Below are 26,578 nucleotides of genomic sequence, written 5' to 3' on the forward strand. Positions count from 1 at the left end.
GTCGCAGGCCATCGACCCTTCCTGAACCGCTGACACCCGCGCTACGGGCGTAGCGGGGCGTTGCAGGCGGCGACGAGCGCCTGGCGGCAGGCGGTGGTCAGCGGGCGCAGGGCGGCATCGCGCTGCTGGGCCTCGTGGTTGTTGACCGCGCCGCCGGGTGCGGCGTGCCCGGCCAGGGCGAGCACCCGGTCGAGTACGGCGGCCCGGGCGAACAGCCGGCGGGCCCGTGGGTCGAATCCGGGCGGCAGGTCGGTGGTGCCGTCCGGGCGGCGCAACGCCTCCAGAGCACCGGCCAGCTCGGGACGCCACTGGGCGACGTCGAGTCGGGTCAGCGCCGCCGTCGTGTCGGCCAGCGCGGCGGCCAGCTCCGCCTCCGCCTCGGCGGCGCCGGGCAGGGTGAGCGAGGCGGCCGGGGCGTTCGCCGGCAGCGGGTAGACCCGCCAGAGCACCGTCTCGAAGGTGTCCCCGGAGCCGGAGGTGTGCACCCGTACCTCGGGGATCAGGCCCATCGCGCCGGCGACGACCGCCTCACCGGCGAGCAGCGCGGCCCCGGCGAAGTCACCCGGGCCGGGCAGGCCACGAGGGTCGCCCGGTGCCGGCAGCACCAGCCGGATCTCGTCCGGCGAGAGCTTGGCCAGGGTGGGCAGGGCCTCCCGCAACGGCACGTCCGTCCAGGTGCCGGGCGCGTCGGCGACGTGGTGCTCCTCGTCGCCGGCGACCTCGTCGGCGACCTCGTCAAAGGGCACCAGCCCGGCGCGCCATGCGCGCACCCAGGCAACGAACCGGCTCGACCGGCGCGGCGCGAGGATGGCCGCACCCGCAGCGGGGGTGGACATGCCGAAAGAGTACGTGCTCACGCCCGCCCCTGTCTCGGCTGCCGCGCCCCACCCCCACCCACCTGCCCCCTCTCCGCCCTCCCACGCCGTCGATCTTGCAGTTTTGGTCGCCGTTACGTCTGCTATGCGCCTTTCGCGGCGACAACTTCTGCAAGATCGACGGTCCCGGGCGGGTCGCGGCGGGGACCGGGGTGCGTCCTGGGGTGGGTCCTCGGGGTGGGGGTGGGTCCTCGGGGCGGGGCGGGGCGGGGAGGGGAGGGGAGGGAGGGGTGGGGTGGGCGGCGGGTCGAGGTGTGGGGTGGGGGTGAGGGGACTAGCGTGCGTGGGATGGGGCGGCGGTATGGCGAGGACGTGTTGGCGGGGAACTGGCGGCGTCGAACGGTGATTCCGGAGGTCGACGCCGAGACCGACCTGGTGGTCGAGGACGCCGATTCGGGCTTCTGTGGCGCGGTGGTGGGTTTCGAGTCCGGTGCGGTCGTGCTGGAGGACCGGCACGGTAAGCGGCGCAACTTCCCGCTGCGTCCGGCCGCGTTCCTGCTCGACGGCCGGCCGGTCACCCTGCGCCGGCCCGTCCGGGCACCGGTGCCGGCCGCGCGTCGGCGTACCGCCTCCGGTTCGATCGCGGTGGACGGGGTCCGTGCCCGCGTCGCCCGGGCCAGCCGGATCTGGGTGGAGGGTGTGCACGACGCCGCCCTGGTCGAGCGGATCTGGGGCGACGACCTGCGCATCGAGGGCGTGGTGGTGGAGCCGCTGGAGGGTATCGACGACCTGGACGCCGCGGTACGCGACTTCGGGCCGGCCCCGCACCGGCGGCTAGGTGTTCTGGTCGACCATCTGGTGCCCGGTTCGAAGGAGAGCCGGATCGTGGCCCGGGTGACCTCGCCGCACGTGCTCGTCACCGGGCACCCGTACGTCGACGTGTGGCAGGCGGTGAAGCCGGCGGCCCTGGGCATCCGGGCGTGGCCGGTGGTGCCGCCGGGGCGGCCGTGGAAGGAAGGCGTCTGCGCGGCGCTGGGCGTCGCCGAGCCCGCCGACATGTGGCGGCACATCCTGTCCCGGGTGAACACCTACGCCGAGGTGGAAACCCCCCTGATCAACGCCATGGAACGATTGATCGACTTCGTGACCGAGCCGGTCTGATCCCGGCCGCTCGCGGTCTGCTTCTCCGTCGACCGCCCGTCGTCGTCGACGTACTGCGGCACGCCGCCCGGGGCACGCGTGTCCCGGTTCTGGCAGCAGAGCGCTACGGTGTACCGCCTGATCCCTACCATTCCCCGGGGGTGCCGGTTGAGTCGGTTCGAGCAGCCGCGACGGCGGGTGCGTCAGGCGTTCCAGGCGGGACGTGAGTCGGTCCGCGCCGCCCGCGAGCGACAGCGCGAACGGGCCGCGATCCGGGCGGAGGAAGCCCGGCCCGACCCGCTGCCCTGGCGACCGGAACCGCCCGTCGACGGTGGCGGCTCGACGACCAGCCGCGACGACTCCGACGTGCCGAAGGCGCTCCGGATCGCCGCCGCCTGGTCGTGGCGCCTGATTGTGATCGGGGTCGTCGGCTGGGCGCTGCTGCGCTTCATGGGTGCCATTCGCATCGTCATCGTTCCGCTGCTGGTCGCCCTGCTGCTCACCGCGTTGTTGGCACCGGCCGTGGGTTGGCTGCTGCGCCTGCGCGTTCCCCGGTCCCTGGCCACCGCCGTGGTGCTGATCAGCGGGCTCGGCGCGGTGGTCGGCACGCTGACGCTTGTGGTCAACCAGTTCATCGTCGGTCTGCCGGATCTGAGCGTGCGGGCCGCGGCCGGCATCGGGCAGATCCAGGACTGGCTGCGCGACGGCCCGCTCGGGCTCTCCGACGGTCAGCTCAACGGGTACGTCGAGGCCGGGCAGAGGTGGATCAACGAGAACAGTCAGTCGCTGACCAGCGGAGCGATCAACACCGCCGGCACGGTGGTCGAGGTGTTCACCGGCACCCTGCTGGTGCTCTTCGCCATGTTCTTCTTCCTGCGCGACGGTGACCGGATCTGGCGGTTCCTGGTCGGGATGCTCCCGGTCGCCGCCCGCTGGCGGACCGACGACGCCGGTCGGGCCTCCTGGCTGACCCTGGTGGCGTACGTCCGGGCCACGGTGCTGGTGGCCTTCATCGACGCGCTGGGCATCGGCATCGCGCTCGTACTGTTCGACGTGCCGTTCGCCTTCCCGCTGGCCGCGTTGGTGTTTCTCGGCGCGTTCATCCCGATCGTCGGTGCCACCCTGTCCGGCGCGGTGGCAGTGCTGGTCGCCCTGGTCGACAGCGGCTGGGTCACCGCGCTGGCCATTCTCGGCGCGGTGATCGTGGTGCAGCAGCTGGAGGGCAACGTCCTGCAACCCTGGATCATGGGCAAGGCGGTGGCCCTGCACCCGCTGCCGGTGGTGTTGGCGGTGACCGCCGGTGTGGTGCTCGACGGCATCGTCGGCGCGCTGGTGGCCGTACCGTTGATCGCCGTGCTCAACACGGCCGTGCGCCGCCTGGCCCGCCGCCCACCGGAACCGGCCCCGCCGATCCCCGACGCCGTCGTGGTCCGCTCCACCGCCCCCTGAGCCATCCGACCCAACCGGCCGGCCCCGACCTGCGTGCCGTGCCGTGCCGGCCCCGGTCGCCGGGTCGGAACCGGTCGTGGCGCGTCGTCGGGTCGGGACCGGTCACGTCGTCGGGTCGGGACCGGTTACGGCGCGTCGTCGGGGGAGCGGGTGAAGACGAAGGTGGCGATGTCCAGCGCCACCGGGGTGCCGTTGTCGTCGCGGAGCACGGCCAGCACCTCGCCGTTCTCCTCGCCGCTGACGGCCCGCCACCGGTCCGGGCCTTGCGGGACGAAGCGACTGACCGGGTCGCCCGGCATGGTCCCGAGCAGGTCGCCGGTCGAGGCGTCCCAGGTGACGTCGAGCGGGAGGCCCATCCACCACCAGCGGCCGGTGAGGGCGGCCACGTCGGCCGGGGGCGGTGCGTCGACCGGGCGCCACGGCCGGGCCGGCGTCGGTTCGGCGTCCAGGACCTGGGTGAGCAGCTGCCGGCCGAGCGTGCCGAGACCGCCGCTGCGGAAGGAGTACGCGTTGGTGAAGCCGACGACCCCGGTACGACTGGGCCGGTGCACCTCCAGCACGGCGAGGTAGCCGGGCATCGAGCCGCCGTGTCCGGTATACACCCGCTCGCCCTCGCGGTGCAGCGCCAGGCCCAGTCCGGGTCCGGCCCGCCAGGAATCAGGGTCGATCATCGCCATCGGGACGCACATCTCGTCGACGGTCTCCGGGGCGAGCACGGCCGGATCGGGCTCGGCGAGGAAGGCCGCCCAGCGGGCCAGGTCCGCGACGGTGGACCAGAGCTGCCCGGCCGGCGCCATGGCCCCGGTGTCCGCACGCGGTTCCTCCCGCAGCGTGTCGTGCCACGGGTGCACCACGTAGCCGGGGGCGAACGGTGCGGTGGGCGCGTACGTGGTGCGGTCCATGCCCAGCGGGTCGAGGATCCGCTCGGACAACAGCTGTGCCCACGGCGTCTTCGTGATCCGTTCGAGCGCCCCGCCCAGCAACGCGTACGCCAGGTTGGAGTAGTGGAACGTGCGGTGCGGCGGGTGGGCGATCTTCGCGGCGGAGAACCCGGCCAGCAGAGTGGGCAGGTCGACGCCGTCGCTGCGTTCCCACCACGGCCCGTCCGGCTCCCGTTGGAGACCGCTGATGTGCCCGAGCATCTGCCGCAGGGTGACCGGCCCGGCCGCGTCGGCCTCCGGCAGATGCCGCCGCAGCGGGTCGTCCAAGGCCAGCCGACCGGCGTCGCGTTCCTGCATGATCAGCACCGCGGTCATCGTCTTGGTGATCGAACCGATCCGGAACTGGAGATCGGCGTCGGGTGCTGGATGGCTGCCGGCGGTGGCCACGTGGGCCAGCGTGCCGTCGCGCACCACACCGAGAATCAACGACGGAACGTGACCGGCCACCTGGGCGTCGGCCACCAGAGCGTCGACCTGTCGGGTGGTTTCGGGACGCAGAGACATCTTTCTCCCTCGGATAGTGGTGACCGGGAGCTTACGATCATGTCAATTCGATGACACGTGCATTGTCATGTCACGATCGTGTTATGGATGCCGTGTTCTGGATCGTGCTGGGCGTGGTGCTGGCGGTCGCTGAGATCTTCACGGCGACCCTGTTTCTGATCATGTTCGCGGTCGGTGCGTTTGCCGCTGCCGGCGCCGCCGCGCTCGGTGCTCCGGTGGCGGTGCAGGCGGTGGTCTTCGCCGCCGTGTCGGCGCTGACCGTGCTCGCCGCGCGGCCGGTCATCCAGCGGCACAAACAGTCGGCGATGGAGAGCGGCGACACCGCGTTCGGCATCGAGGCGATCGAGGGCTCCACCGCCCTGGTGTTGGAGCAGGTCGACTCCGACAAGGGCATGGTGAAGATCGACGGCGAGGTGTGGAGCGCCCGAGCCTACGACGCCACCCAGGTTTTGGCCCCCGGCGAACGGGTGCAGGTTATTCAGGTCAAGGGAGCGGTAGCCCTGGTCTGGCGGGATGTTGCGACGCCCGCTGAGCTACCCGAAGCGGAGAGGTGAACGGATGGAATTCGTATTCCCCGTCCTGTTGATAGGTATCGCGCTGATTTCGGTGATCACCCTGGCGAAGGCGCTGCGGATCGTTCCGCAGCAGCGCCAGGACGTGGTCGAGCGGCTGGGTCGCTACAAGCGCACGCTGAACCCGGGTCTGAACCTGCTCGTGCCGTTCATCGACTCGGTGCGTACCAAGGTCGACATGCGGGAGCAGGTGGTCAGCTTCCCGCCCCAGCCGGTGATCACCTCGGACAACCTGGTCGTGTCGATCGACACCGTCCTCTACTTCAAGGTGGTCGACTCGGTCCGGGCCACCTACGAGATCTCCAACTTCCTCCAGGCCATCGAGCAGCTCACCGTCACCACGCTGCGTAACGTGATCGGTTCGCTGGACCTGGAGCGCGCGCTCACCAGCCGCGAGGAGATCAACCGGCACCTGTCCGGCGTACTGGACGAGACCACCGGCCGGTGGGGCATCAAGGTGACCCGGGTAGAGATCAAGGCGATCGAGCCGCCGCCGAGCATCCGCGACTCGATGGAGAAGCAGATGCGCGCCGAGCGGGACCGCCGTGCCGCGATCCTCAACGCCGAGGGGCACAAGCAGTCGCAGATCCTCACCGCCGAGGGTGAGAAGCAGGCCGCGGTGCTGCGCGCCGACGGTGACCGCCAGGCCCGGATCCTCCAAGCCGAGGGTCAGGCCAAGGCGATCCGGACCGTGTTCGACGCGATCCACACCGCCAACCCGAGCCAGAAGGTGCTCGCCTACCAGTACCTCCAGGCCCTGCCGCAGATCGCCAACGGCACCGCCAACAAGGTGTGGATCGTGCCGGCCGAGCTGACCAAGGCCCTGGAGGGCATGGGCGGCGCACTCGGCGGGCTGAGCCAGATGGTCGGCGACGCGCCGAGCCCGAAGGCCTCCGACGACGCCAGCGCGGTCGAGCGCGAGGCCGCCGAGGCGGCGCAGGCCGCCGCCGCTGCCGCCCAGGAGATCCACAACGAGGTACGGGTGGCCGAGGCGCAGGCCACCGGCGGCAAGGCCCCGCAGGGGCTGCCCGCGCCGGAGCCGGTCTCGCCGACGAGCCTGCTCAACGACCCGGCCGACCAGCGCGAGCGCGGCTGATCCGTCCGCCGGCGGGCGCGCCCACCCTCACGGGCGCGCCCGCCGGGCAGTAATGCGAGAAAGCCTCATGAGGCGCTTCGGTGTTTGCCACCATCGGTCCTAGGGCCGGTCTGGTCAGGCACCGGGGCGCTTTTCCTACGCCCCAGGGGATGCCCGTGGATGAGCGAGGTGAGGCATGGAACCGCTGCGCCGTTTGTGGTCCGCGCCGGAGGTGCCGGGCAAGCACGACCCTCAGGGCCCGTTGGGCACCCGGCGGACCGGCGGCGGCTTCGGCGTACTGCCCTTCATCGACGAACCCGCTCCACCCGGACCCGCCACCAACGCCAGTTGGGCGTGGTCACTGCGCCGGCTGGCCCGCGCCGCGGTCTGGCTGCTGCCGGCGTACGCGATCCTCTACGGCCTGGTCGCGATGGCCAGCGACGGTGGCGTCGGCAACGACCCGTACCCGGCCGACGGTCGGGCGCTCTACCTGATCGGCTGGGTGGCTGCGGTCTGGCTCGGCCTGCTGGCCCTGCTCGGTCTGACCGGCCTGCTCGCCGCCACCCGCAGCCGCCATCCCGCCGTGGCCGGGCTGCTGGTCAGCATCGCCGGCACGGTGTTGATGCTGCCGTTCGCCGGGCTGGCCGAACAGACACCCGTCTTCGGCACCACCGCACGGACCCTGGTGCTGGTCGGCGCGACCTGCTACAGCCTGGGCTGGCTGCTCACCGGCTGGGCGGTGGCCCGTTCGGGCATGTTCAGCATCGGCGACGGCACCATGCTGATGATCGCCAGTCCGCTGCTGGGCCTCGGCGGTGCGTTGATCGGCTCCCTGCAGACCTTCGGCGCGATCTTCGTACTGATCGCCGGCATCGGCATCGCGTACCGTTCCGGCCGGCTGATGCCCCGGGAGATCCTCAACGACGCGGCCAGCGCCAGCGTGGCCACGGCCGGACCACCCGGCCCGCTCGGTCCCGGCGGCGCCGGCCCACTCGGCGCGGCCTGATCCACCCCGCTTGCCCGTGGGGCGCGGCCGGACCACCCTTCCGGCCGCGCCGTCCTTGGCGTTCCCTGCGTCGCTCGGCGTTCCCTGCGTCGCTCGGGGTTCCCTGCGTCGGTCGGCGTTCCCGGCGTGCCGGGTCGTGCGGTGGTGTCCGTATTGCCGGCCGCAACCAGGCTGACCAGCGCACAAGCTGCTGGCAAGTAGCGGTGAATTGGCTGACAACCAGCGCGTCCGGGTGGTCGGAAGGTGGCATTCGCGGCAATCCTGGTGACCATGGCCACCCCTACGCCGCTGTCGCGGCTGTTCACCGTGCTGCTGACCGGCGTGCTCGCCGGACTCGTGCTGGCGGTCGCCGTACTGCCGGTCAACCTGGTGTTCGGCTTCGCCGCCCGGGCCGCACTCGGTAACTACGCCGCGCTGCCGGACGCGCTGCGGACCCCGGCCACCCCGCAACGTTCCTACCTCTACGCCAACGACGGCAAGACGTTGATCACCACGTTCTACGACGTCAACCGCACCGACGTGACGCTTGCCGAGATCGCGCCGGTGATGCGCCAGGCGATCGTGGCCGCCGAGGACCGCCGCTTCTACGACCACGGTGGCGTCGACCTGCGCGGCATGTTCCGGGCCCTGGTCCGCAACGTCACCTCCGGCACCGAGCAGGGTGGTTCGACGCTGACCATGCAGTACGTGCGCAACGTGCTCAAGACCGACCCGAACCGCACCGCCGAGGAACGGGCCGCGGCCACCGAGCAGACCGTCGGGCGCAAGATCCAGGAGATCCGGTACGCCAACGCCCTGGAACAGCGCCTCGGCAAGGACGAGATCCTCAACCGCTACCTCAACATCGCGTACTTCGGTTCCGGGGCGTACGGCATCGCTGCCGCCAGCCAGCGCTACTTCTCCAAGGCGCCGGCCGACCTGACCCTCGCCGAGGCGGCGTTGCTCGCCGGCCTGGTGCAGGCGCCGGAGGCGTACAGCCCGATCGACGGTGACGCCGACGCGGCGCTGACCCGGCGGGCGTACGTCCTGGATTCCATGGTCGCGACCGGGGCGATCACCGCCGAGCAGGCGAGAAGCGCGAAGGCCGAGAAGGTGAAGCTGGACCCCAGCGACCAGGCCAACGGCTGCGCGGCCACGGTCAGCTCCCGCGACGGGTGGGGTTTCTTCTGCGACTACCTGCGCCGCTGGTGGATGGAGCAGCCCGCGTTCGGCGACACCGTCGCCGAGCGGGAGCAGGCGCTGCGCCGGGGCGGCTACAGCGTGGTCACCACCCTCGACCCGCAGGTCCAGAAGACCGCGCAGCAGCAGGCCACAAGCATCTACGGGTACGACAACAAGCGTGCGGTGCCGATCGCCGCGGTCGAACCGGGCACCGGTCGGGTCCTCGCCATGGCGGTCAACCGGCACTACAGCCTCGACGACAACCCGGACGGGCAGCTCAACTACCCGAACACTGTCAACCCGCTGATCTCCGGTGGGGGCAGCGTCGCCGGATACCAGGCCGGCTCGACGTTCAAGCTGTTCACCATGCTCGCCGCGCTGGAGTCCGGCCGTACCCTGTCGACCGGTTTCGACGCGCCCAGCCGGCTGCCCACCCGGTACGCCGCCGGCACCGACGACAGCAGCTGCAACGGCCAGTGGTGCCCGGCGAACGCCAACCCGCAGTGGATGAACGGCTACCGGATGATGTGGGACGGCTTCGGCCGCTCGGTCAACACGTACTTCGTCTGGCTGGCCGAGCAGGTCGGCCAGGACAAGGTGGTCGAGATGGCCCAGCGGCTGGGCATCACCTTCCGCGCCGAGGCCGACGCGCGCTTTGCCGAGGAAAACGCGGCCAACTGGGGGGCCTTCACCCTCGGCGTGTCCGCCACCACCCCGCTGGACCTGGCCAACGCGTACGCCACCGTGGCGGCCGAGGGCACGTACTGCGCGCCGTTGCCCGTGGTGTCGGTGACCGCGCCGGACGGGCAGCGGCTGCCGGTCGGTGACCCCTCCTGCCGCCAGGTGCTCGACCCGGACGTGGCGCGGGCCGCCACCGACGCGGCACGCTGCCCGGTGGGTCAGCAGTCGGCGTTCGGGCAGTGCAACGGCGGTACGGCCACTGCGGTGAACCGCATCCTCGACGGCCGCCCGGTGGCCGGCAAGACCGGCAGCTCCGAGCAGGCCGCCACGGAGACCTTCGTCGGCTTCACCCCGCAGGTCGCGGTCGCCGGCATCGCCGCCAACCCGGACGACCCCACCGACCTGGTCGGCTCCGCCGTGCAGGCGCGGGTGATCGAGGCCGTCGCCCGGGTCATCGCCACGGCGGTCGACGGCGAACCGGCCGAGTCCTTCACTGCCCCCAGCCGCGCTCTGGTCGGCGACCCCCGCCGTCCGGTCGAGCGCAGCCCGCTCGACGAGCGACGCCCGACCACCGAGCGAGGTCAGTCCGACCTGCCCCGCTGGCTGCAGAACCGGGGCTGACGGCCGCAGCACCGGGCGCTCTGTGGGGCGACGAGCATGCTCTGGTGGGGCGACGGGCGTGCGCTGGTGGGGCGACGAGCATGCTCTGGTGGGGCGACGGGCGTGCTCTGTTAAGAAGGGGCCCTTCCTATACACGAGGCGTTAATAAGGTGCCCTTCCTTTCATGCTCGGCGGGGGCGGTAGGTGGTGACCATGGTGGGGAGGCCGCGGCGGACGATGCCGGCCCAGTCGGTGTCGCCGCGCAGCATGGCGGCGGCGGTCTTGCGGACCTGGTCGGCGGTGAAGTGCGGGGGCATCATCAGCTCGGCCGGGTCGACCAGGGCGTTGATGACGGTGGGGCGGTCCGCCTGGAGGGCTCGGTCCCAGGCGTCGTTCACCTGATCCGGGTGGTCGACCAGGTCGCCGCGGAGCCCGAGCACCTCGGCCCAGCGGTGGTACGCGATGTCGGGTAGCTGCTGGCTGTCCGGGAACATCGGGGTGCCCTCGGTGGAGCGCTGTTCCCAGCTGACGAACGCCAGATCCCGGTTGTTGAGCACCAGCACCACGAAGCGGGGGTCGGCCCAATCGCGCCAGTACTTCGCCACCGTGATCAGCTCGTTGACCCCGTTCATCTGCATCGCCCCGTCACCGATCAGGGCTATCAGCGGCCGGTCCGGGTGGGCGAGCTTGGCGGCCAGGGCGTACGGCATGCCGCCGCCCATGGACAGCAGGGTGCCGGAGAGGCTGGCCAGCATCCCGGGGCGGACCTTGACGTGGCGGGCGTACCAGGCGGTGGTGGTGCCGCAGTCCACGGCGAGCATCACGTTGTCGGGCAGTCGTTCGCTGAGGCTGGCGAAGAGGCGTTGCGGGTTGACCGGGTCGGCGTCCTGTTCGGCGAGTTGACGCTGTGCCTGCCGCCAGGCGGCGGTGGCCCCGGCGATTGTCTGCCGCCAGCGGGTCGGTCCGGGGCCGGGCCCCAACTCGCTCAGCAGGGCCCGCAGGGTGGGCGCGGCGTCGCCGGTGAGGTTCACCTCGGTCGGGTACCGCAGGCCCAGTTGGGTGCCGTCGTGGTCGATCTGCACGGCCCGGGCCTGGCCGGGTGGTGGATAGAACTCCGAGTACGGCATGTTGCTGCCGACGATCAGCAGCCGGTCGCACTCCCTCATCAGCTGCCAACTGGGGCGGGTGCCGAGCAGTCCGATGGCACCGGTCACCCAGGGTTCCCGGTGGTCCACGACGGTGAACCCGAGCAGGGCGGTGGCCACCCCCGCGCCGAGCCGGTGGGCGATCTCGCGCACCTCGTTCTCGGCGCCGATCGCGCCCTGGCCGACAAGCATGGCCACCCGTTCGCCACCGCGCAGCACCTCGGCGGCGTGCCGGACGTCGGCCTCCGGCGGCACGGTCGGTCCGCTGCTGGGCACGCTGCTGGTGTGGTAGAAGCCGTGCGCGTGCGGCGGATCGGGCACGGCGTCCTCGTCCTGCACGTCGAGGGGGAGGACCAGCGCGGTGACGGTACGCCGGGCCAACGCGGTCCGGCAGGCCCGGTCGACCAGGTGCCGTACCTGGGAGGGGTGGTCCAGTTGGGCCAGGAACGCCGCCGCGACGTCCTTGTAGAGGGCGAGCAGGTCCACCTCCTGGTAGTAGCCGCCGCCCTCGGCGGTGAGTGCGGTGTGCCCGACCAGCGCCACCACCGGCTGGTGGTCCAGTTTGGCGTCGTAGAGGCCGTTGAGCGCGTGGATGGCCCCCGGCCCGCTTGTGACGAGTACGGCGCCGAGCGGCCCGCCGCCGTACTTGACGTGGGCGGAGGCGGCGAAGCCGGCGGTCTCCTCGTGCCGTACCTGGATGAACTGCGTCTGCTGGTGGGTGCGTTGCAGGGCGGAGGTCATGCCGTTGATGCCGTCACCGGGGTAGCCGAAGTACCGGCGTACGCCCCAGCAGGCGAGTCGCTGCACGATGTGGTCCGCCACGGTGGGGTTGCGGGGCAGGGGCCACGGGTCGGCCGGCACCAGACTGTCGACGTTCGCTGCGCTCACCTGGGTCGCCTCTCGGGTAGTACGGGCGAACGCGCATTCCCGTTACTATCCGGACAAAACCCTCGGGCTGTGGCGATTCCCGGCCGTGCCGTCAGTCGTCGGCACCAGCGGCACCGGCCGCGCCGGGGCGTATCCGGGTGGTGCGTGCAGCCGGTAGCTGCGACTCAGCCCGCCATGGTCCAGGGTCAACGCATGTTGCCCCGGACCAGGCGACACGGCGGGAGCCGCCCCCGACGTCGTGGGCGGCGCTGCTCCGCCACCACCACACGCCGCGGCCCCCGCCGGCAGGAAAGCCGACACGCACCACCCGAGCATCCGACGCACGCCGCCCCCTCCCGGCCGTTGGTCCACCCCACGGTCGCCGCTGGGCCGTCGCCGCAACAACCCTTTCGGCGTACGCCGAAAAGCTGGCACCCTTGAGTAGTGATCACCTTGCGGCTCGGTGCGGCGGACCTGACCCGGATCAGGTTCGGTAGCCGTCCCCACCCGGTCGGCACCGCGATCCTGGCCAGCCAGGCGCTGCGGGATCCCGTGGTGGCCGCGCGGATGCCGGTCCTGGCGGCCCGCGCGCAGGCGGCCTCGGCGAGTACCGCCGCGCTGCGGCACCTGCTGCCGGCGCGGGGCCTGCTGCCCGACTTCCTGACCCCGCTGCACGGGATCGAATCGGTGGCCGCCGGCATCGAGTCGATCATGGCCACTCCGCGCCGCCGGATCACGGCCGAGCTCACCGAGACGTACGCCAAACTGCCGCCCAGCCTCTGGCGGCGGCGTTTCGTGGCGGCCGACCCGCAGATCCTGGAACTGCTGACCAGGGCGGTGGACCGCTACTTCGACGCGGTGCTCGCCCCGTCCTGGTCACAACTGACGGCCGCACACCGGGGCCACGTCGAGCACCGCTCCCGCACGTACGCCCGGTCCGGAGTGGACGGTCTGCTCAACGAGCTGCACCCGTCGATCCGGTGGCGCCCGCCGATCCTGGAGATCGACAGTTGGTGGAGCGCGGAGCTGACCGGCACCGGCGAGGGCGTCCTGCTCATCCCCGGCCCGCTGGCCGGTCTGCGTCCCCGCGTGCTGGTCCGACCGGGCCAGCCGGTGCTGCTGGTGTACCCGGTCGATCCTCCGCCCGAATCGCCTCCGACCAGGCACGATCCGCTCGCCCAGCTCCTCGGCGCGACCCGTGCGGCGGTGTTGCGGCAGCTCGGCGAACCCGGCCGGCACACCACCACGACGGTGAGCCGGCTCGCCGGAATCAGCGTGTCGTCGGCCTCCGAGCACACCGCCGCGCTGCGGGGCGCCGGCCTGGTCGACAGCGAGCGTGTCGGCGGCGCCAAGGTGCACCGGCTCACCCCGCTCGGCATCCACCTGCTCGCCGGCGACGCCAGCCCGACGAGGGGGTGACGGGCGGTGCCTCGACCGGGTGGGTGACACTCGAACCATGTCGCTCAGCGCGCACGACCTCGACCTGTTCGAGCAGTCGAGGGCTCGACTGGAGGCGGTGGCCTATCGCCTGCTCGGTTCGGCCGGCGATGCCGAGGACATGGTCCAGGAGACGTTCCTGCGCTGGCAGGCCGCCGACCGGGCGGGGGTCGAGCAGCCCGCGGCGTGGCTGACGAAGGTGCTCACCAACCTGTGCCTCAACCAGCTCACCTCGGCCCGGGCCCGGCGGGAGAGCTACGTGGGCATGTGGTTGCCGGAGCCACTGCTGGCCGGGGACCGGATGCTCGGCCCGGTCGACACCGTCGAGCAGCGCGAATCGGTGTCGCTGGCGGTGCTGACCCTGATGGAACGGCTCTCGCCCAACGAGCGTGCCGTGTACGTCCTGCGTACGGCGTTCGGCTACCCGCACGCGGAGATCGCCGAGATCCTCGACCTCACCGAGTCGAACTGTCAGCAGCTCTATCGGCGGGCCCGGCAGCACGTCGCCGCCGGCCGGGCCCGGGTCGAGGTCGACGAGGCCGCCGCCCGGACCATCGTGGCGGAGTTCCTCGCCGCGGCCCGCAGCGGCGAGACCGCACGGCTTGTCGAGTTGTTGACCGATGACGTGATGAGCACCGGTGACGGTGGAGGCAAGATCCCCGCCCGGGGCACGCCGATCGTCGGTGCGCTGGCCGTGGCCAGGTTCCTGCGCGGCGTCTTCCGGGCCACGGATCTGCGCCGGCAGGTGCTCGGCGGGGCGGCGGCACTGTACGCCGAGATCGTCAACGGTGTGCCCGCGGTGCTCGTCGTCGTCGGGGACCGGGTCGTCGGGGTGCTGACGCTGGAGATGACCGCCGAGGGCGTGTCGGACATCCACGCCCAGGCCAATCCCGACAAGCTCGACCGGGTCACCCGGCTCTGGTCTGCCTCCGCGCGCTCCGAGCCCGTCGTCGACGGCTGGTGACCCAGGCCACAGCCGAATCCTGTCAGCAATCGCGGCGCTGCCCGGTTCAGGAAGCGTACGCCGCCGACCGGCCCGTTCCGGTCGACGGCACCGCACGCAGACAGGGAGTGGGAGCATGACGCATCGCATCGTCGTCCTCGGTGCCGGATACGCCGGAGCGACCGTCGCCGGTCGCCTCGCCCGGCGACTGCACCCCGACCAGACCGAGATCACCGTCGTCGACGCGTCCGCCGATTTCGTCGAGCGGGTCCGCCTGCACGAGTTCGCCGCCGGGTCGGAACTCAAGCGTCGTGCGCTGCGCGACGTCTACGCGGGCACCGGCGTGCAGGTACGACTGGCGCGGGTGACCGGCATCGACGTCGAGGCCAGGACCGTCGCGCTGACCGGTGCCGACGGGCCCGACGAGATCGGCTACGACACGCTCGTGTACGCCCTCGGCAGCGCCTCCGCCGATCACGGTGTCCCCGGCGTCGCCGAGCACGCGTACGACGTCGGCAGCGCCCGGTCCGCGTTGCGGTTGCGCGAACGCCTGACCGACCTCGGCGCGGGCGGCAGCGTCCTGGTCGTCGGCGGAGGACTCACCGGCCTCGAAGCGGCCACCGAGATCGCCGAGGCCCGACCCGACCTCGTGGTCGCGATCGCCACCCGTGGCGGCCTCGGCGACTGGCTCGACGTGCGGGCCGGCCAGTACCTGCGGGAGGTGTGCGACCGGCTCGACATCATCGTCCACGAGCACACCGACGTCAGCCGCGTCGAGACGACCGGCGTCGTCACCGGCACCGGCGAGGTCATCGGTGCCGAGGTGACCGTCTGGTCCGCCGGCTTCGCCGTGTCGTCCCTCGCTGCAACGACGGGCTTGCAGGTCGCACCGACCGGGCAGATCGTCGTGGACGCCACGATGCGCTCGGTGTCGCACCCCGACGTGTACGCGGTCGGCGACGCCGCCCTCGCCGAGGGACCGGGCGGCAAGCCGTTGCGGATGTCCTGCGCCACCGGAATCCCGACGGGCTGGCAGGCGGCCGACGCCATCGTCGCCCGACTGACCGGGCGACCGGTGCGCAGGATCCCGATCCGCTACTTCAACCAGTGCATCAGCCTCGGCCGACGCGACGGCATCATCCAGACGGTGACCGCCGACGACCGGGCCAAGGCGACGCACCTGCGGGGCCGGCTGGCGGCCCGCTACAAGGAGATCGTCTGCCGGGGCGCTGCCTGGGCGGTGTTCCACCCGACGCTGCTGGTGCCCTTCCGGCGTCGCCGCATCACCAGCCCGGCGACCACCGTCGAGCGCCACGCGCGTTCGGTCAGGTCCGATGTCGGGGGCGGCCACTAGAGTCCCCGTATGGCCGATGGTGAGCTGCCGGAGCACGCGCGGCGCCGGCAGCTGATCCACCGGTACGTCGACCGGAAGGTGGTCTGGCGAGCCCGGATCTACGCTGCGGTGTTCGTGGTGACGCTTGTCGTCACCCTCGTCGACGCGGTGATCGCCGGCGGCTGGACGTGGCTTCGGGCGCTGGTCGGGATCGTTGCCGGAGTCTTCGTCGGCGTCGCGGCGAGCCGGATGACGCGCCTGCGGTGGGACGGCTTCGAGAAGCGGGTGGTCGGCAGGATCGACGCGATCGGCATCGTCGTACTGGCCTGCTATCTCGCGTTCAGCTTCCTGCGGGCCCGCATCGTCGGCCTGTGGGTGCCGGCCTCGCAGGTGGCGGCAACGAGCATGGGCCTGCTGAGCGGGGCGATGCTCGGGCAGATCCTCGGCATCCGCCGAGGGCTGCGCCTGCTGGGCCGCCGCCTGCTCGCCCAGCCCACTGGTACGACGGCGACCGGGCCACCGGCCGACGGAGATCATGACCGTGACCACACGTGATGAGGCGGGCTGAATGGCACCTCTGCGGTACTCCATAAACATCACAGTGGACGGCTGCTGCGATCACCTCACGGTCACACCGGACGAGGACCTGCATCGGCACCACATCGGGAACCTCGCCCGGGCCGATGCGCTCCTCTTCGGCCGGGTGTTGTACGAGATGATGGAGGAGGCGTGGCGGCCGTCCGCGTCGGAGGTGTCGAGACCCGACTGGATGGAACCCTTCGCCCGGACGATCGACGCGGCGAAGAAGTACGTCGTGTCGAGCACCCTGGAGCAGGTCGACTGGAACGCCGAACTGGTGCAGGGCGACCTGGGCAAGGCCGTCGAGCAGATCAAGCGCGAGTCGCGCACCGGTGTGTTCGTCTCCGGCGTGCAGCTTCCACTGGCGTTGGCCGAGCTGGGCTTGATCGACGAGTACGAGTTCGTGGTGCATCCCCGGATCGCGGGGCGCGGACCGCGACTGTTCGAGGGGCTGTCGAGGCACGTCGACCTGAAGCTCGTGAACCGGTTCGAGTTGGCCTCAGGCGCCTCGGTGATGCAGTACGCGCCGACCAGCTGACCCGCGTCACCCATCGCCGCCCACGACGACAGCACCCCGGCCAGGCATCCGTGCCCGGCCGGGTCGGCGGAACGTGGCCGGGTGGTGTGCTCGGCCGAGGGTCAGTGCCGTCTGGCCAGGTCGAGGAACGACCGCCAGGCGGCCGGCTCGAAGGCGAGCACCGGCCCGGCCGGGTCCTTGCTGTCGCGCACCGCCACCACACCCACCAGGTTGTCGGCCACCTCGACACAGTCACCGCCGCTGGTGCCGCTGCGGGTCGCCTTTCGCCAACGGGCGTTACTGAGGTCCATGTTGGCTCTCAACTTCCTTGATCAGGGCTACCGAGAGGTCTTCGGGGAGGGCGACGCCGCGCACGCATTCCCATCTGGCCAGCAGTGTAGACAGGCGGTCCTCAGTGTCGGCGGCCTCGCCGCCGAGCTGGCTTTCCAGGTGTCCGACCCAGGTGCCGTCAGAGAGCCGGGCCAGCAGAACTGGCCCTGACAGGCCGACGTGCAGGCCCGCGCGGGACGGGATGATGTGGATGTGAACGTGCGGCAACTCGGCCACCCGCAGCAGGTGGGCGAGTTGCTCGGCCATGATGGCGTCGGTGCGGCGTAGGGCCGCCTCGTCGGTCACCGCGACGATCTGCGGTGGACGTTCACGCTTGAGGATTTCCTGGCGCTCCATCCGGGCCGCCACCTGCTGCTCGATCTCCTGCTCCGGCCGGGTGTCATCGAAGCGGAGCACCGCGCGGGCGTAGTTCTCGGTCTGGAGCAGGCCGGGAATCAACGTTGGATGAAAGCATCGCAGTTGCTTTGCGGCGCGTTCGGCTTTCAGCCAGGGCATGAACCAGGCGGGCTGAGCGTCCTGCTGGGCGGTGCGCAGGAGGGATTCGAAGAGGCCGCCGGTTTCCAGGATCTCGTCCGCGCGGCGGGCGTACGGCAGGTCGATCGGGCGGGTGCCGGTCTCCACGGCGGAGACGGTGGAGGCCGAGTAGTTGGTGCGCTTGCCGAACTCCTCCTGGTTCATGCCGGCCAGGGCCCGCTGCTTGCGTAACTGGACGCGGATCAGATCCACGCTCTGCTCACCTTCCACCGCACCTCCAGGAGTCTCATCAAGATCGCCAAGGGTTGCCGAGTGGCTGCCAAGATCCACGGAGTGCCACCGTGGTCAGGCTCGATGTGTTCCGAGCGTAGTGCTGCGGTCAGCAGACTGTCACGTAAGCGGATCCGCTCCCATCCAGACAGGGACGGGGCGGGTTCTGCACCGGGGCCGCCCTCGCGCTTCCCCCGCGTCGGGGCGGCCCCGGGTCTTGTCACTCGCTGTGGGTGCGTTTCTTGCTGCTACCGCGACAAGAAACGTACCCAAACTGTCTTTTGTGGGAGGTCGACCATGCCGGTCGCCGGGGCTCGCTGCCCGACCGCGTCGCTGCCGCGCCGCCACGCCCGCACCCGCCGCCCGACGACGCCACCTGAGGTGGCGGGGGAAGGGGGACCGCCGGTGATCAGTACGCGGTTGCCCACGCCGGGCCGAGGTCCGTACCCGCAACGTCCCGGCGCGGTCGGCTCCGACCCGCCACACACACCGCTGCGTCCGATGTGGTGCTGCCGGGCCTGCGGGCAGCCGTGGCCGTGCGCGACCTCTACCACCTCAACCCGCACGACGGCCCGGACCCGAAGACGCTGTTCGACCGGTTCCTCGCCTGGGGGCGGCCTCGCCGGCGGAGGTCGGAAGTGAGTCGATGACCAGGCGTTCGACGTCGGCCCAGGTGGGTGTGGGGCGACCGTAGTCGGGGACCGGGCGGCGCTGGGGGCCGAAGAAGTACTGGTGGGCGACGGCTCCCCGGATCGCGGCGTGCACCTCGGGATGGTCGTCGACGAAGTGGGTGAGGGCCAGGTCGAGGCAGTGTTGCCGCTTGTCGGCGCGGGCCCGGCAGAACCGTACCTGTGCGGGGTCGACGCCGCTGCGCCGGTGGAAGTCGTGGGCGGCCAGCCAGCGCAGAGTGCGGGCCTGCACGCGCGGGCCGCACTTGGAGACCAGCCAGACCCGGCCGTCGAAGCGGGGGACCAGGCGGGCGATGGTCTGCACCGCACCGGGTACCTCGGGGGTTGCCAGCATGGTCGCCTCGTCGCCGCTGAAGAAGGCGGTGTCGTCGCCGCTCGGGTGGGCGGAGCCGTCGATGATGACTCGGCCGATGTCGATGCCGAGTCGGGGAATGTCCTCGTTCACGTCACCAAGCATCGAGCCGGATGGGCGTACGCAGAACTATTGTTCTGTCGGTGATCTATAGTCCTGGGTTATGGCTGGTCGGGAGTTGCTGGAGGCCGACGCGCTCCGCTGTTTCGCGGTCTTCGCCGAGCACCGCAACTTCACCGCCGCCGCGGCGGCACTGCACATCAGCCAACCCGCCCTGCACGTGAAGATCCGTAAGCTGGCGGCGGCCCTCGACGTCGACCTGTACCAGCGCGACGGACGGCGGCTGACCCTGACCGCCGCCGGTGAACGCCTCGCCGCGTACGCGCTGGACTCGCGGCGGCGGGCCGACGAGTTCCTCCGGGAGCTGCACCACGAGTCGACTCCCACGCTGACCGTCGCGGCCGGTCGGGGCGCGCTGCGCTGGGTGGTCGGCGAGGCGATCCGGCAGATCGGACGGCAGGGCTACCGGGTCCACGTGATCACCGCTGACCGCGATGCCGCGCTCGCAGCCCTGCACGCAGGCCAGGCCGACCTGGCGGTCATCGCCCACGACCCGCCGACGCGGCAGGTCGAGGCGGTCCAGATCGCCGCGTACCGGCAGGTGCTCGTGCTCGACGAGCGGCACCCGCTCGCCGAGCGTCGGCAGGTCCGGCTGCGCGACCTCGACGGCCTCGACCTGGTGGTACCCCCGGCCAACCGGCCGCACCGGCGGGCACTGGACCGGGCGCTGCTCGACGCGGGCGTACGGTGGCAGGCCGCCGCCGAGGTCGACGGCTGGGACCTGCTGGTGCACCTGGCCGGACTGGGCGTCGGGGCCACCGTCGTCAACGGCTGCGTCGGGCTGCCCGACGGTCTGCGCGCGGTGCCGATCGACGGCCTGCCGAAGGTCCGCTACTGGGCCACCTGGCGGCAACCGCGAGCCCATCTGGTCCGCGACTTCCTCAGCCAGTTCCCGCCGCCCGGCGGCACCGGCCGGGCCGGGCTGTCCCCGCCCGTCGACACCGGCCGGGCCGGGGTGTCCCCGGCCGGCGGGACCGACCGGGCCGGTGCGCCCCGATGACCGACCGGCTCACCTCGACAAGCAAGATCCTGTCGTACGTGCTGCGGCATCGGCCGGACGCGGTCGGGGTCACCCTCGACGAGGCGGGCTGGGTGCCGGTGGACGTGCTGCTCGCCGCGTTGGCCCGGCACGGGCGGCCGGTCACCCCCGCGGTGCTCGACCGGCTGGTCGACGGCACCGACAAGCAGCGGTTCGAGGTCCGCGAGGGCCGGATCCGAGCCGCCCAGGGCCACAGCATCCCGGTCGACCTGCAACTCGCGCCGGCGGTGCCCCCGGCGGTGCTCTACCACGGCACGGTGGCCCGATTCCTGCCCGGCATCCGCGTCGACGGGCTCACGGCGGGTGGGCGTACCCATGTGCATCTGTCGTCCGACCTGGACACCGCCGCGCGGGTCGGTGCCCGACGCGGCAGGCCGGTCGTGCTGCGTATCGACGCCGTCGGGATGCACGTCGCCGGCCTTGTCCTCCACCGGGCCGCCAACGGCGTCTGGCTGACCCGCCACGTGCCGCCGCGGTTCATCACCCTGCCGAGCTGACGCCGACTCGGCATCGTCGTGCCTCAGCGCGGCAAGGCATCCATGACCCTTGATATGTTATCGCTCACACGATACCGTCCGAGCGGGAGCCGGGCACACGCTTGACGCGCCCAGAGCCGGTCCGGGATTCCGGCGAGTGGGCGAAACCGCGACGCCGACCGACGGGCGACGCGGATCCCGACCGGGCGCCACCGAATGAATCACGGCCGCCCCGGGGTCCGCAGTGGGCACGTCCGTGTCGGACGGGTACGCGGAGCAGGGCGAGCTCATCGACCACCACCAACGGTGCAGCGGCACCTTCCGCGCGTCCGGTGCGACGCGGAGACGGAGCAACATGATGGTGAGACCCAGATCGATCTTCGGGCCCGCCGCGATCGCGGCGCTGCTCGTGCTGAGCGTGGGCGGAGTGGCGCTGGCCACCGGCCCCACCGCGACGGCGTCGACCACCGACGTCGGCACCCTGGCGGCGACCGCGGGCTGCGGCCGCGCGCCGGGGCTCAACAGCGGCACGCACACGATCCAGAGCAACGGCAAGAGCCGCAGCTACATCCTGCGGATCCCGGCCAACTACAACAACAACCACCCGTACCGGCTGGTGCTCGGCTTCCACTGGCGCGGCGGCTCGGCCGTCGACGTGGACACCGGGCAGACGGTGCAGCGGGACACCTGGTCGTACTACGGACTGCGGCAACTGGCCAACAACACCACCATCTTCGTGGCACCGCAGGGCCTCAACGCCGGCTGGGCCAACTCCGGCGGCGAGGACGTGACCTTCGTCGACGACCTGCTCCGGCAGGTGGAGGCGAACCTCTGCGTGGAGACCACGCAGCGCTTCGCACTCGGCTTCAGCTGGGGCGGCGGGATGAGCTACGCACTGGCCTGCGCCCGACCCAACGTGTTCCGGGCGGTCGCGGTGTACGCCGGTGGCCTGATCAGCGGATGCAGTGGCGGCAACGGTCGGATCGCCTACTTCGGGGCGCACGGCATCCGGGACAACGTCCTCGGCATCTCCGGTGGCCGGTCGCTGCGCGACCGGTTCGTCAACAACAACGGGTGCACCCCGCAGAACCCGCCGGAGCCGGGACAGGGCAGCCTGACCCACCGCACCACCACCTACTCCGGCTGCGCGGCCGGCTACCCGGTGGTGTGGGCCGCCTTCGACGAGGGCCACATCGCCGCACCTCAGGACGGCGCACCCGGTGACAGTGGTTCCCGGACCTGGCTGCCGGCGGAGACCTGGCGGTTCTTCACCCAGTTCGGCAGCAGCACCCCGCCGCCGACGGACCCGACCACCCCGCCGCCGACGGACCCCACCACCCCGCCGCCGACGGACCCCACCACCCCGCCGCCGTCGGGTGGTGCCTGCCGCGTGGCGGTGGCCGTCAACGCCTGGAACAACGGTCTGACCCAGGACCTCACCATCACCAACACCGGTGGCAGCGCGATCAACGGCTGGTCGCTGGTGTTCACCCTGCCCGGCGGGCAGAACATCACCGGTGGCTGGAACGCCAGCTACTCGCCCACCTCCGGGCAGGTGACCGCCCGCAACGTGTCGTACAACGGCAGCATCGCCCCGGGTGCCTCGGTGAGCATCGGCTTCCAGGCCACCCACACCGGCAACTCGGCGAGACCGTCGTCGTACACGCTCAACGGCGCCACCTGCACCATCGCCTGAGTCACGCGCACACCTGATCGGCGGTCCCCGGCCTCGCGTCAAGCGCGGCCGGGGACCGCCGCCGTGCCGTGGCTCGGCGTGCGCGCAACCCGTGCTGGGCTTGGTGTGCCGCGCAACCCGGGCTGGGCGGGGGGTGCCCCTACAACAACGCCGAAGTTGCTGGGTGCGGGCCGGGTGGATACCGCAACATCGCCGAACTTGTCGGGCTTGGTCCAGCGGTGCGGGCCCGTGCGGACCGTGCGCCCGTGCGGCCCGTGCGCCCGTGCGGCCCGTGCGGCCCGTGCGGCCCGTGCGCCCGTGCGGCCCGTGCGGCCCGTGCGGCCGTGCGGCCGTGCGGCCGTGCGGACCGTGTGGTGGCGTGCGACCGGTAACTGGGGATGCGTGTTTATGCTGAGGAGCGCATACTCTTGCTGCTGAAGTCGATGAGGAGAGTCATCAGGTGGACGTCGCCGCCCCTCGGGGTTTTCGTGCACTGGTCGGCAACGTCGGTCTCCGCGAGGATGGCGACGACTTCACCGCGCTCGTCTCGGACGTGCCGGCGGTCAGCGCGGCGGTCTTCACCCGCTCGCGGTTCGCCGGGCCCAGCGTGCTGCTCAGCCGATCGGCCCGTACGTCGGCGGCGCGTGGAGTGGTCGTGCTCGCCCGCAACGCCAACGTGGCCACCGGCGACGAGGGCATGGCGAACGCCCGGGAGATCCAGGCTACGGTCGCGGCGGCCATCGGGCTGGAGGCGGACGAGCTGCTGATCGCCTCGACCGGCGTGATCGGCCGGCAGTACCCGATGCCCCGGCTGCGCGAGCACCTGGCCGAGCTGCGCTGGCCCTTCCCGCCCGCAGACTTCGACCGGGTGGCTAACGCGATCATGACGACCGACACCCACCCGAAGGTGGTACGGGCACGGTGCGGCGAGGCCACCATCGTCGGTGTCGCCAAGGGCGTCGGCATGATCGAACCGAACATGGCCACCCTGCTGACCTTCTTCTGCACCGACGCCGAGATCGGATCCGACGATCTCGATCGGGTCTTCCGCGCCGTGATCGACCGGACCTTCAACGCGGTGAGCATCGATACCGACACCTCGACAAGTGACACTGCGGCCATCTTCGCCAACGGGCTCGCCGGACCGGTGGACGTCGACGAGTTCGCCGAGTCACTGCGTACCTGTGCCCTCGAACTGGTGCAGATGGTGGCCCGTGACGGTGAGGGGGCCAGCAAGCTGATCGAGGTCCGGGTGACCGGGGCCCGCGACGATGACCAGGCCAAGCGGGTCGGCAAGGCGATCGTGAACTCGCCGCTGGTGAAGACCGCCGTTCATGGCGCGGACCCGAACTGGGGTCGGGTGGCGATGGCGGTGGGCAAGTGCGAGGACGACGACGACATCCGGCCGGATCGGGTTCGCATCGGTTTCGGTGGGCTGGCGGTCTATCCCACGGCGGCGACCGACGAGGTGCTGCGGTTGTTGGAGGAACACCTGCGCCGCGACCACGTGGTGATCGAGGTCGACCTCGGCATCGCCGCCGGCTCGTTCGTCGTCTACGGCTGCGACCTGACCGAGGGGTACATCCGGATCAACGCCGACTACACCACCTGACGGCGCCGAGCCGACGCACCTGTCCGGGGCCGAGCCGACGCACCTGTCCGGGGCCGGGCCGGGGAGCCAGACGCAAGGCGGCAGAATTGCCGGGTGCCTGTGGAGCTGATCACCGAGCCGGACGACGAGCGGATCGCCGACTATCGCGCGCTCACCGACGTGGAGTTGCGCACCCGCTGGGAGCCCCCGCACGGGCTGTTCATCGCCGAAGGGGAGTTGGTGCTGCGCCGGGCGCTGCGCGCCGGCTACCCGGCCCGGTCGTACCTGGTCGACGCCAAACGGGTCGACCAGCTCGCCGACCTGGACACCGGCGACGCCCCGGTGTACGCCGCCACCCCCGACGTGTTGCAGGAGGCCACCGGCTTCCACGTGCATCGGGGGGTGCTCGCCTCGTTCCGCCGCAAGCCGCTGCCCAGCGCCGCCGAGGTGCTGGCCACCGCCCGCCGGGTGGTGATCCTCGAAGACGTCAACAACCACACCAATCTGGGCGCAATTTTCAGGGCGGTCGCCGCGCTCGGGGTGGATGCGGTGCTGCTCTCGCCGTCCTGCGCCGACCCGCTCTACCGGCGCAGCGTACGGGTCAGCATGGGTGAGGTGTTCGCCGTGCCGTACGCGAAACTCGATCCCTGGCCGACGGCGTTGGCGCAGGTACGCGACGCCGGGTTCACCGTGCTGGCGATGACCCCGGCCCCCGACGCGGTACCCATCCAACAGCTGACGCCCGCCCAGCGGGCCCGGGCCGCGCTGCTGCTCGGTGCCGAAGGCGCCGGGCTGACCCAGGCCGCGATGGCCGCCAGCGACGTGCGGGTGGTGATCCCGATGCGTCGCGGTGTCGACTCGCTCAACGTCGCCGCCGCCACCGCCGTGGCCTGCTGGGAACTGGGCCGCGACGATCCGCTCTGAGCTGACCTGCGGTTACCGGCAACGGAATCACGGACGGTAACGTGTCGCGGGTGTTCCCCACCGTCCGTCAGGTCCTGGCGCTTGACCCGGTCCGTCGTGGCGCTCCGCGTCTGGTCGCCGGAGAGGTGGGGTTGGACCGGCCGGTGCGGTGGGTGCACGTGGCCGAGGTACCCGACATCGCCACCCTGCTCGGTGGTGGCGAACTGGTGCTCACCACCGGCATCGGGCTGCCGGCCGACGACGCCCGGCTGCGGACGTTCATCGCCGACCTGGCTGGTGTGGGCGTCTCCGGACTGGTGGTCGAACTTGGTCGCCGCTACCTCACCGGCGTACCGAAGGTGATGGCCGCCGCCGCCGGGCGGCACGGCCTGCCGCTTGTGGAGCTGCGCCGGGCCACCCCGTTCGTACGGATCACCGAGGCGGTGCACGCCCTGATCGTGGACGCCCAGCTCACCGAGTTGCGGGCGACCGAGGAGATCCACCAGCGGTTCACCGAACTGTCGGTGGAGGGCGCCGAACCGGACGAGGTGATCCGGCAGGCCGCCGACCTGTCCGGCTGCCCGGTGGTGCTGGAGAACCTGTCCCGCCAGGTGCTCGCCTACGATCCGGCGCGGGAGAACGCCGAACTGCTGCTCGACGGGTGGGAGCAGCACTCGCGGCGGATCCGGCCCACCGGGCGTACGGCGTACGACCCGGACAGCGGCTGGCTGGTCACCATGGTCGGCGCCCGGGGCGAGGACTGGGGTCGGCTGCTGCTGCGCTGGCCGAGCGGCGTCGACCTCGGTCCGGGCGGCGCAGACCTCGGTCCCGGCGGCACCGACCCGAGCGGGCCGGGCGACGGCGAGTCCGACGGAGCGGACGACGTGGTGCGTGGCCTCGCCGTGCCGCCGACCCGGCTGACCATCCTGGTGGAGCGGGCCGCGTCGACCCTGGCGCTGGGGCGGCTGATCCGCCGTGACGCCGAAGGGTGGGAACGGCAGATCCACCGCACCCTGCTCACCGCGCTGCTGGACCGCACCCGGCCGGTCGACGAGGTGGCCCTGCGGGCGCGGGCGCTGGGACTGGTGCTGGACCGCCGACACCTGGTCGGGGTGGTGGTCCGGCATCGCGGCGACGACCCGGCGGACAACGGCCCGGCCGCTGACCCGGGTGGTGATCCTGCCCTGGCCGGCGGGGAACCCGGGGCGGCCCGCCTGCGGGACCTGGCCGAGACGGTCGGCCAGGCGCTGCGCGAGGCGAACCTCACCGGCCTGACCAGCGCGGTCGACGACCAGGCGGTCGGGGTGCTGCTGGCGCTCGCCGACGCGGCGGGGGAGGAGCGGGCCCTGACAGCGTTCGCGGCCGCGCTGCGTCGCACCCGCCCCGACAGCCGCCCGCCCGACCCGGCGTCACGCCGCCCCGGCAACCTGATCATTGCCGCCGGTTCGGGGGTGGGCAGCCTGCGGGAGGCGGGACGGTCGCTGATCGAGGCCCGGCAGGTCGCCGAAGCGGCCCGGCGGGACCGACGGGACCTGCCGATCTTCCGGCTGCCGCACGTCGGGCTCGCCGGGCTGCTGCACCTGCTACGCGACGAGCCGCGCCTGCAGACGTTCGTCGAGCGCGAACTGGGGGCCCTGCTGGCGTACGACGCCCGGCATCCGCGCGAGCAGCTGCTCGGCACCCTGCGCGCGTACCTGGAGCAGGGCCGCAACAAGTCGGCGGCGGCTGCGGCGGCGCACCTGTCCCGGCCCGCCTTCTACGAACGGCTGGCCCGCATCGGCCGGATCCTCGACGTCGACCTGGACTCGGTCGACGCCTGCCTCTCGCTGCACGTCGCCCTGCTCGCCCTGGACGCCATCCGCGCCCCCTGACC

General features: G+C 71.9%; 23 protein-coding genes and 1 pseudogene. 18 read left to right on the forward strand and 6 right to left on the reverse strand.

All coding sequences use genetic code 11. The features are described from left to right. Positions 1 to 41: 41 nt before the first annotated feature. Positions 42 to 836: an Rv1486c family protein gene (locus Vgi01_RS14205; RefSeq protein WP_102657619.1), complete on the reverse strand. Its 795-nt coding sequence runs from the start codon at positions 834 to 836 to the stop codon at positions 42 to 44. Between the two features lie 327 nt (positions 837 to 1,163). Here Vgi01_RS14205 and Vgi01_RS14210 point away from each other — a divergent pair, with 327 nt between their 5' ends. Then, positions 1,164 to 1,976 carry a DUF3097 domain-containing protein gene (locus Vgi01_RS14210; RefSeq protein ID WP_204291314.1) on the forward strand — a complete coding sequence of 271 codons (813 nt, stop codon included), beginning with the start codon at positions 1,164 to 1,166 and terminating at the stop codon, positions 1,974 to 1,976. A 147-nt stretch (positions 1,977 to 2,123) separates the two neighbouring features. Continuing rightward, the gene (locus Vgi01_RS14215; RefSeq protein ID WP_204291315.1) at positions 2,124 to 3,404 is read left to right on the forward strand and encodes an AI-2E family transporter; all 1,281 of its coding nucleotides are present in this window, start codon (positions 2,124 to 2,126) and stop codon (positions 3,402 to 3,404) included. A 125-nt stretch (positions 3,405 to 3,529) separates the two neighbouring features. On the opposite strand, the gene Vgi01_RS14220 is transcribed toward Vgi01_RS14215, so the two are convergent. Continuing rightward, entirely contained in the window at positions 3,530 to 4,849 is a 1,320-nt protein-coding gene (locus Vgi01_RS14220; protein ID WP_204291316.1) for a serine hydrolase domain-containing protein, read from the reverse strand. An 83-nt stretch (positions 4,850 to 4,932) separates the two neighbouring features. Between Vgi01_RS14220 and Vgi01_RS14225 the strand changes: the two genes are divergently transcribed. From Vgi01_RS14225 to Vgi01_RS14240, 4 genes are all read left to right on the forward strand, one after another. After that, on the forward strand, positions 4,933 to 5,403 hold the full coding sequence (locus Vgi01_RS14225; protein ID WP_102657622.1) for an NfeD family protein: 471 nt from the start codon (positions 4,933 to 4,935) through the stop codon (positions 5,401 to 5,403). A 4-nt stretch (positions 5,404 to 5,407) separates the two neighbouring features. Next, positions 5,408 to 6,517, forward strand: coding sequence for an SPFH domain-containing protein (locus Vgi01_RS14230; RefSeq protein ID WP_013734868.1), 1,110 nt, complete (start codon positions 5,408 to 5,410; stop codon positions 6,515 to 6,517). Positions 6,518 to 6,692: 175 nt separating this feature from the next. After that, on the forward strand, positions 6,693 to 7,502 hold the full coding sequence (locus Vgi01_RS14235; protein ID WP_102657623.1) for a hypothetical protein: 810 nt from the start codon (positions 6,693 to 6,695) through the stop codon (positions 7,500 to 7,502). Between the two features lie 270 nt (positions 7,503 to 7,772). Beyond that, positions 7,773 to 9,965, forward strand: a complete 2,193-nt coding sequence (locus tag Vgi01_RS14240; protein ID WP_239088972.1) for a transglycosylase domain-containing protein — start codon at positions 7,773 to 7,775, stop codon at positions 9,963 to 9,965. A 161-nt stretch (positions 9,966 to 10,126) separates the two neighbouring features. Here Vgi01_RS14240 and Vgi01_RS14245 read toward each other — a convergent pair whose 3' ends face one another. Further along, positions 10,127 to 11,977 (reverse strand): thiamine pyrophosphate-requiring protein, encoded by a 1,851-nt coding sequence (locus Vgi01_RS14245; protein WP_239088961.1) that lies wholly within the window; start codon positions 11,975 to 11,977, stop codon positions 10,127 to 10,129. A gap of 423 nt (positions 11,978 to 12,400) precedes the next feature. On the opposite strand from Vgi01_RS14245, the gene Vgi01_RS14250 reads away from it, so the two are divergent. The 5 genes from Vgi01_RS14250 to Vgi01_RS14270 all read left to right on the forward strand — a co-directional run bounded on the left by Vgi01_RS14250 (position 12,401) and on the right by Vgi01_RS14270 (position 16,786). Then, complete coding sequence (locus Vgi01_RS14250; protein ID WP_204291318.1) at positions 12,401 to 13,375, forward strand: ArsR/SmtB family transcription factor; 975 nt, start codon at positions 12,401 to 12,403, stop codon at positions 13,373 to 13,375. 37 nt (positions 13,376 to 13,412) lie between these two features. Beyond that, on the forward strand, positions 13,413 to 14,357 hold the full coding sequence (locus Vgi01_RS14255) for an RNA polymerase sigma-70 factor (RefSeq protein ID WP_102657625.1): 945 nt from the start codon (positions 13,413 to 13,415) through the stop codon (positions 14,355 to 14,357). Positions 14,358 to 14,472: 115 nt separating this feature from the next. After that, positions 14,473 to 15,690, forward strand: a complete 1,218-nt coding sequence (locus Vgi01_RS14260; RefSeq protein WP_204291319.1) for an NAD(P)/FAD-dependent oxidoreductase — start codon at positions 14,473 to 14,475, stop codon at positions 15,688 to 15,690. A 9-nt stretch (positions 15,691 to 15,699) separates the two neighbouring features. Beyond that, positions 15,700 to 16,224, forward strand: a complete 525-nt coding sequence (locus Vgi01_RS14265; RefSeq protein WP_204291320.1) for a hypothetical protein — start codon at positions 15,700 to 15,702, stop codon at positions 16,222 to 16,224. A 13-nt stretch (positions 16,225 to 16,237) separates the two neighbouring features. Further along, positions 16,238 to 16,786 (forward strand): dihydrofolate reductase family protein, encoded by a 549-nt coding sequence (locus tag Vgi01_RS14270; protein ID WP_102657628.1) that lies wholly within the window; start codon positions 16,238 to 16,240, stop codon positions 16,784 to 16,786. A 101-nt stretch (positions 16,787 to 16,887) separates the two neighbouring features. On the opposite strand, the gene Vgi01_RS14275 is transcribed toward Vgi01_RS14270, so the two are convergent. Continuing rightward, positions 16,888 to 17,076, reverse strand: a complete 189-nt coding sequence (locus Vgi01_RS14275; protein WP_102657629.1) for a DUF397 domain-containing protein — start codon at positions 17,074 to 17,076, stop codon at positions 16,888 to 16,890. After that, entirely contained in the window at positions 17,063 to 17,860 is a 798-nt protein-coding gene (locus Vgi01_RS14280; RefSeq protein WP_102657630.1) for a helix-turn-helix domain-containing protein, read from the reverse strand. The genes Vgi01_RS14275 and Vgi01_RS14280 overlap by 14 nt, the downstream gene beginning before the upstream one ends. A 405-nt stretch (positions 17,861 to 18,265) precedes the next feature. Here Vgi01_RS14280 and Vgi01_RS30655 point away from each other — a divergent pair. Next, positions 18,266 to 18,510: pseudogene (locus tag Vgi01_RS30655) on the forward strand (hypothetical protein). Here the strand turns inward: Vgi01_RS30655 and Vgi01_RS14285 are convergent. Beyond that, positions 18,416 to 18,994 (reverse strand): hypothetical protein, encoded by a 579-nt coding sequence (locus tag Vgi01_RS14285; RefSeq protein ID WP_102657664.1) that lies wholly within the window; start codon positions 18,992 to 18,994, stop codon positions 18,416 to 18,418. The pseudogene Vgi01_RS30655 and the gene Vgi01_RS14285 overlap by 95 nt on opposite strands. A gap of 70 nt (positions 18,995 to 19,064) precedes the next feature. Between Vgi01_RS14285 and Vgi01_RS14290 the strand changes: the two genes are divergently transcribed. From Vgi01_RS14290 to Vgi01_RS14315, 6 genes are all read left to right on the forward strand, one after another. After that, positions 19,065 to 20,021 carry a LysR family transcriptional regulator gene (locus Vgi01_RS14290; RefSeq protein ID WP_204291321.1) on the forward strand — a complete coding sequence of 319 codons (957 nt, stop codon included), beginning with the start codon at positions 19,065 to 19,067 and terminating at the stop codon, positions 20,019 to 20,021. Further along, positions 20,018 to 20,557, forward strand: a complete 540-nt coding sequence (locus tag Vgi01_RS14295) for an RNA 2'-phosphotransferase (RefSeq protein WP_204291322.1) — start codon at positions 20,018 to 20,020, stop codon at positions 20,555 to 20,557. Before Vgi01_RS14290 ends, Vgi01_RS14295 begins: the two co-directional genes overlap by 4 nt. A 337-nt stretch (positions 20,558 to 20,894) precedes the next feature. After that, a complete protein-coding gene (locus tag Vgi01_RS14300; protein WP_239088962.1) occupies positions 20,895 to 22,232 on the forward strand; it encodes a CE1 family esterase in 1,338 nt (445 codons plus the stop codon). Positions 22,233 to 22,671: 439 nt separating this feature from the next. Beyond that, positions 22,672 to 23,823, forward strand: coding sequence for a bifunctional glutamate N-acetyltransferase/amino-acid acetyltransferase ArgJ (gene argJ, locus Vgi01_RS14305; protein WP_102657633.1), 1,152 nt, complete (start codon positions 22,672 to 22,674; stop codon positions 23,821 to 23,823). A gap of 93 nt (positions 23,824 to 23,916) precedes the next feature. After that, positions 23,917 to 24,726 (forward strand): TrmH family RNA methyltransferase, encoded by an 810-nt coding sequence (locus Vgi01_RS14310; protein WP_204291323.1) that lies wholly within the window; start codon positions 23,917 to 23,919, stop codon positions 24,724 to 24,726. A gap of 50 nt (positions 24,727 to 24,776) precedes the next feature. Further along, entirely contained in the window at positions 24,777 to 26,576 is a 1,800-nt protein-coding gene (locus tag Vgi01_RS14315; protein ID WP_444543466.1) for a PucR family transcriptional regulator, read from the forward strand. Positions 26,577 to 26,578: the final 2 nt, after the last annotated feature.

Source organism: Micromonospora gifhornensis (genome assembly GCF_016863515.1).
Taxonomy (GTDB): Bacteria; Actinomycetota; Actinomycetes; order Mycobacteriales; family Micromonosporaceae; genus Micromonospora; species Micromonospora gifhornensis.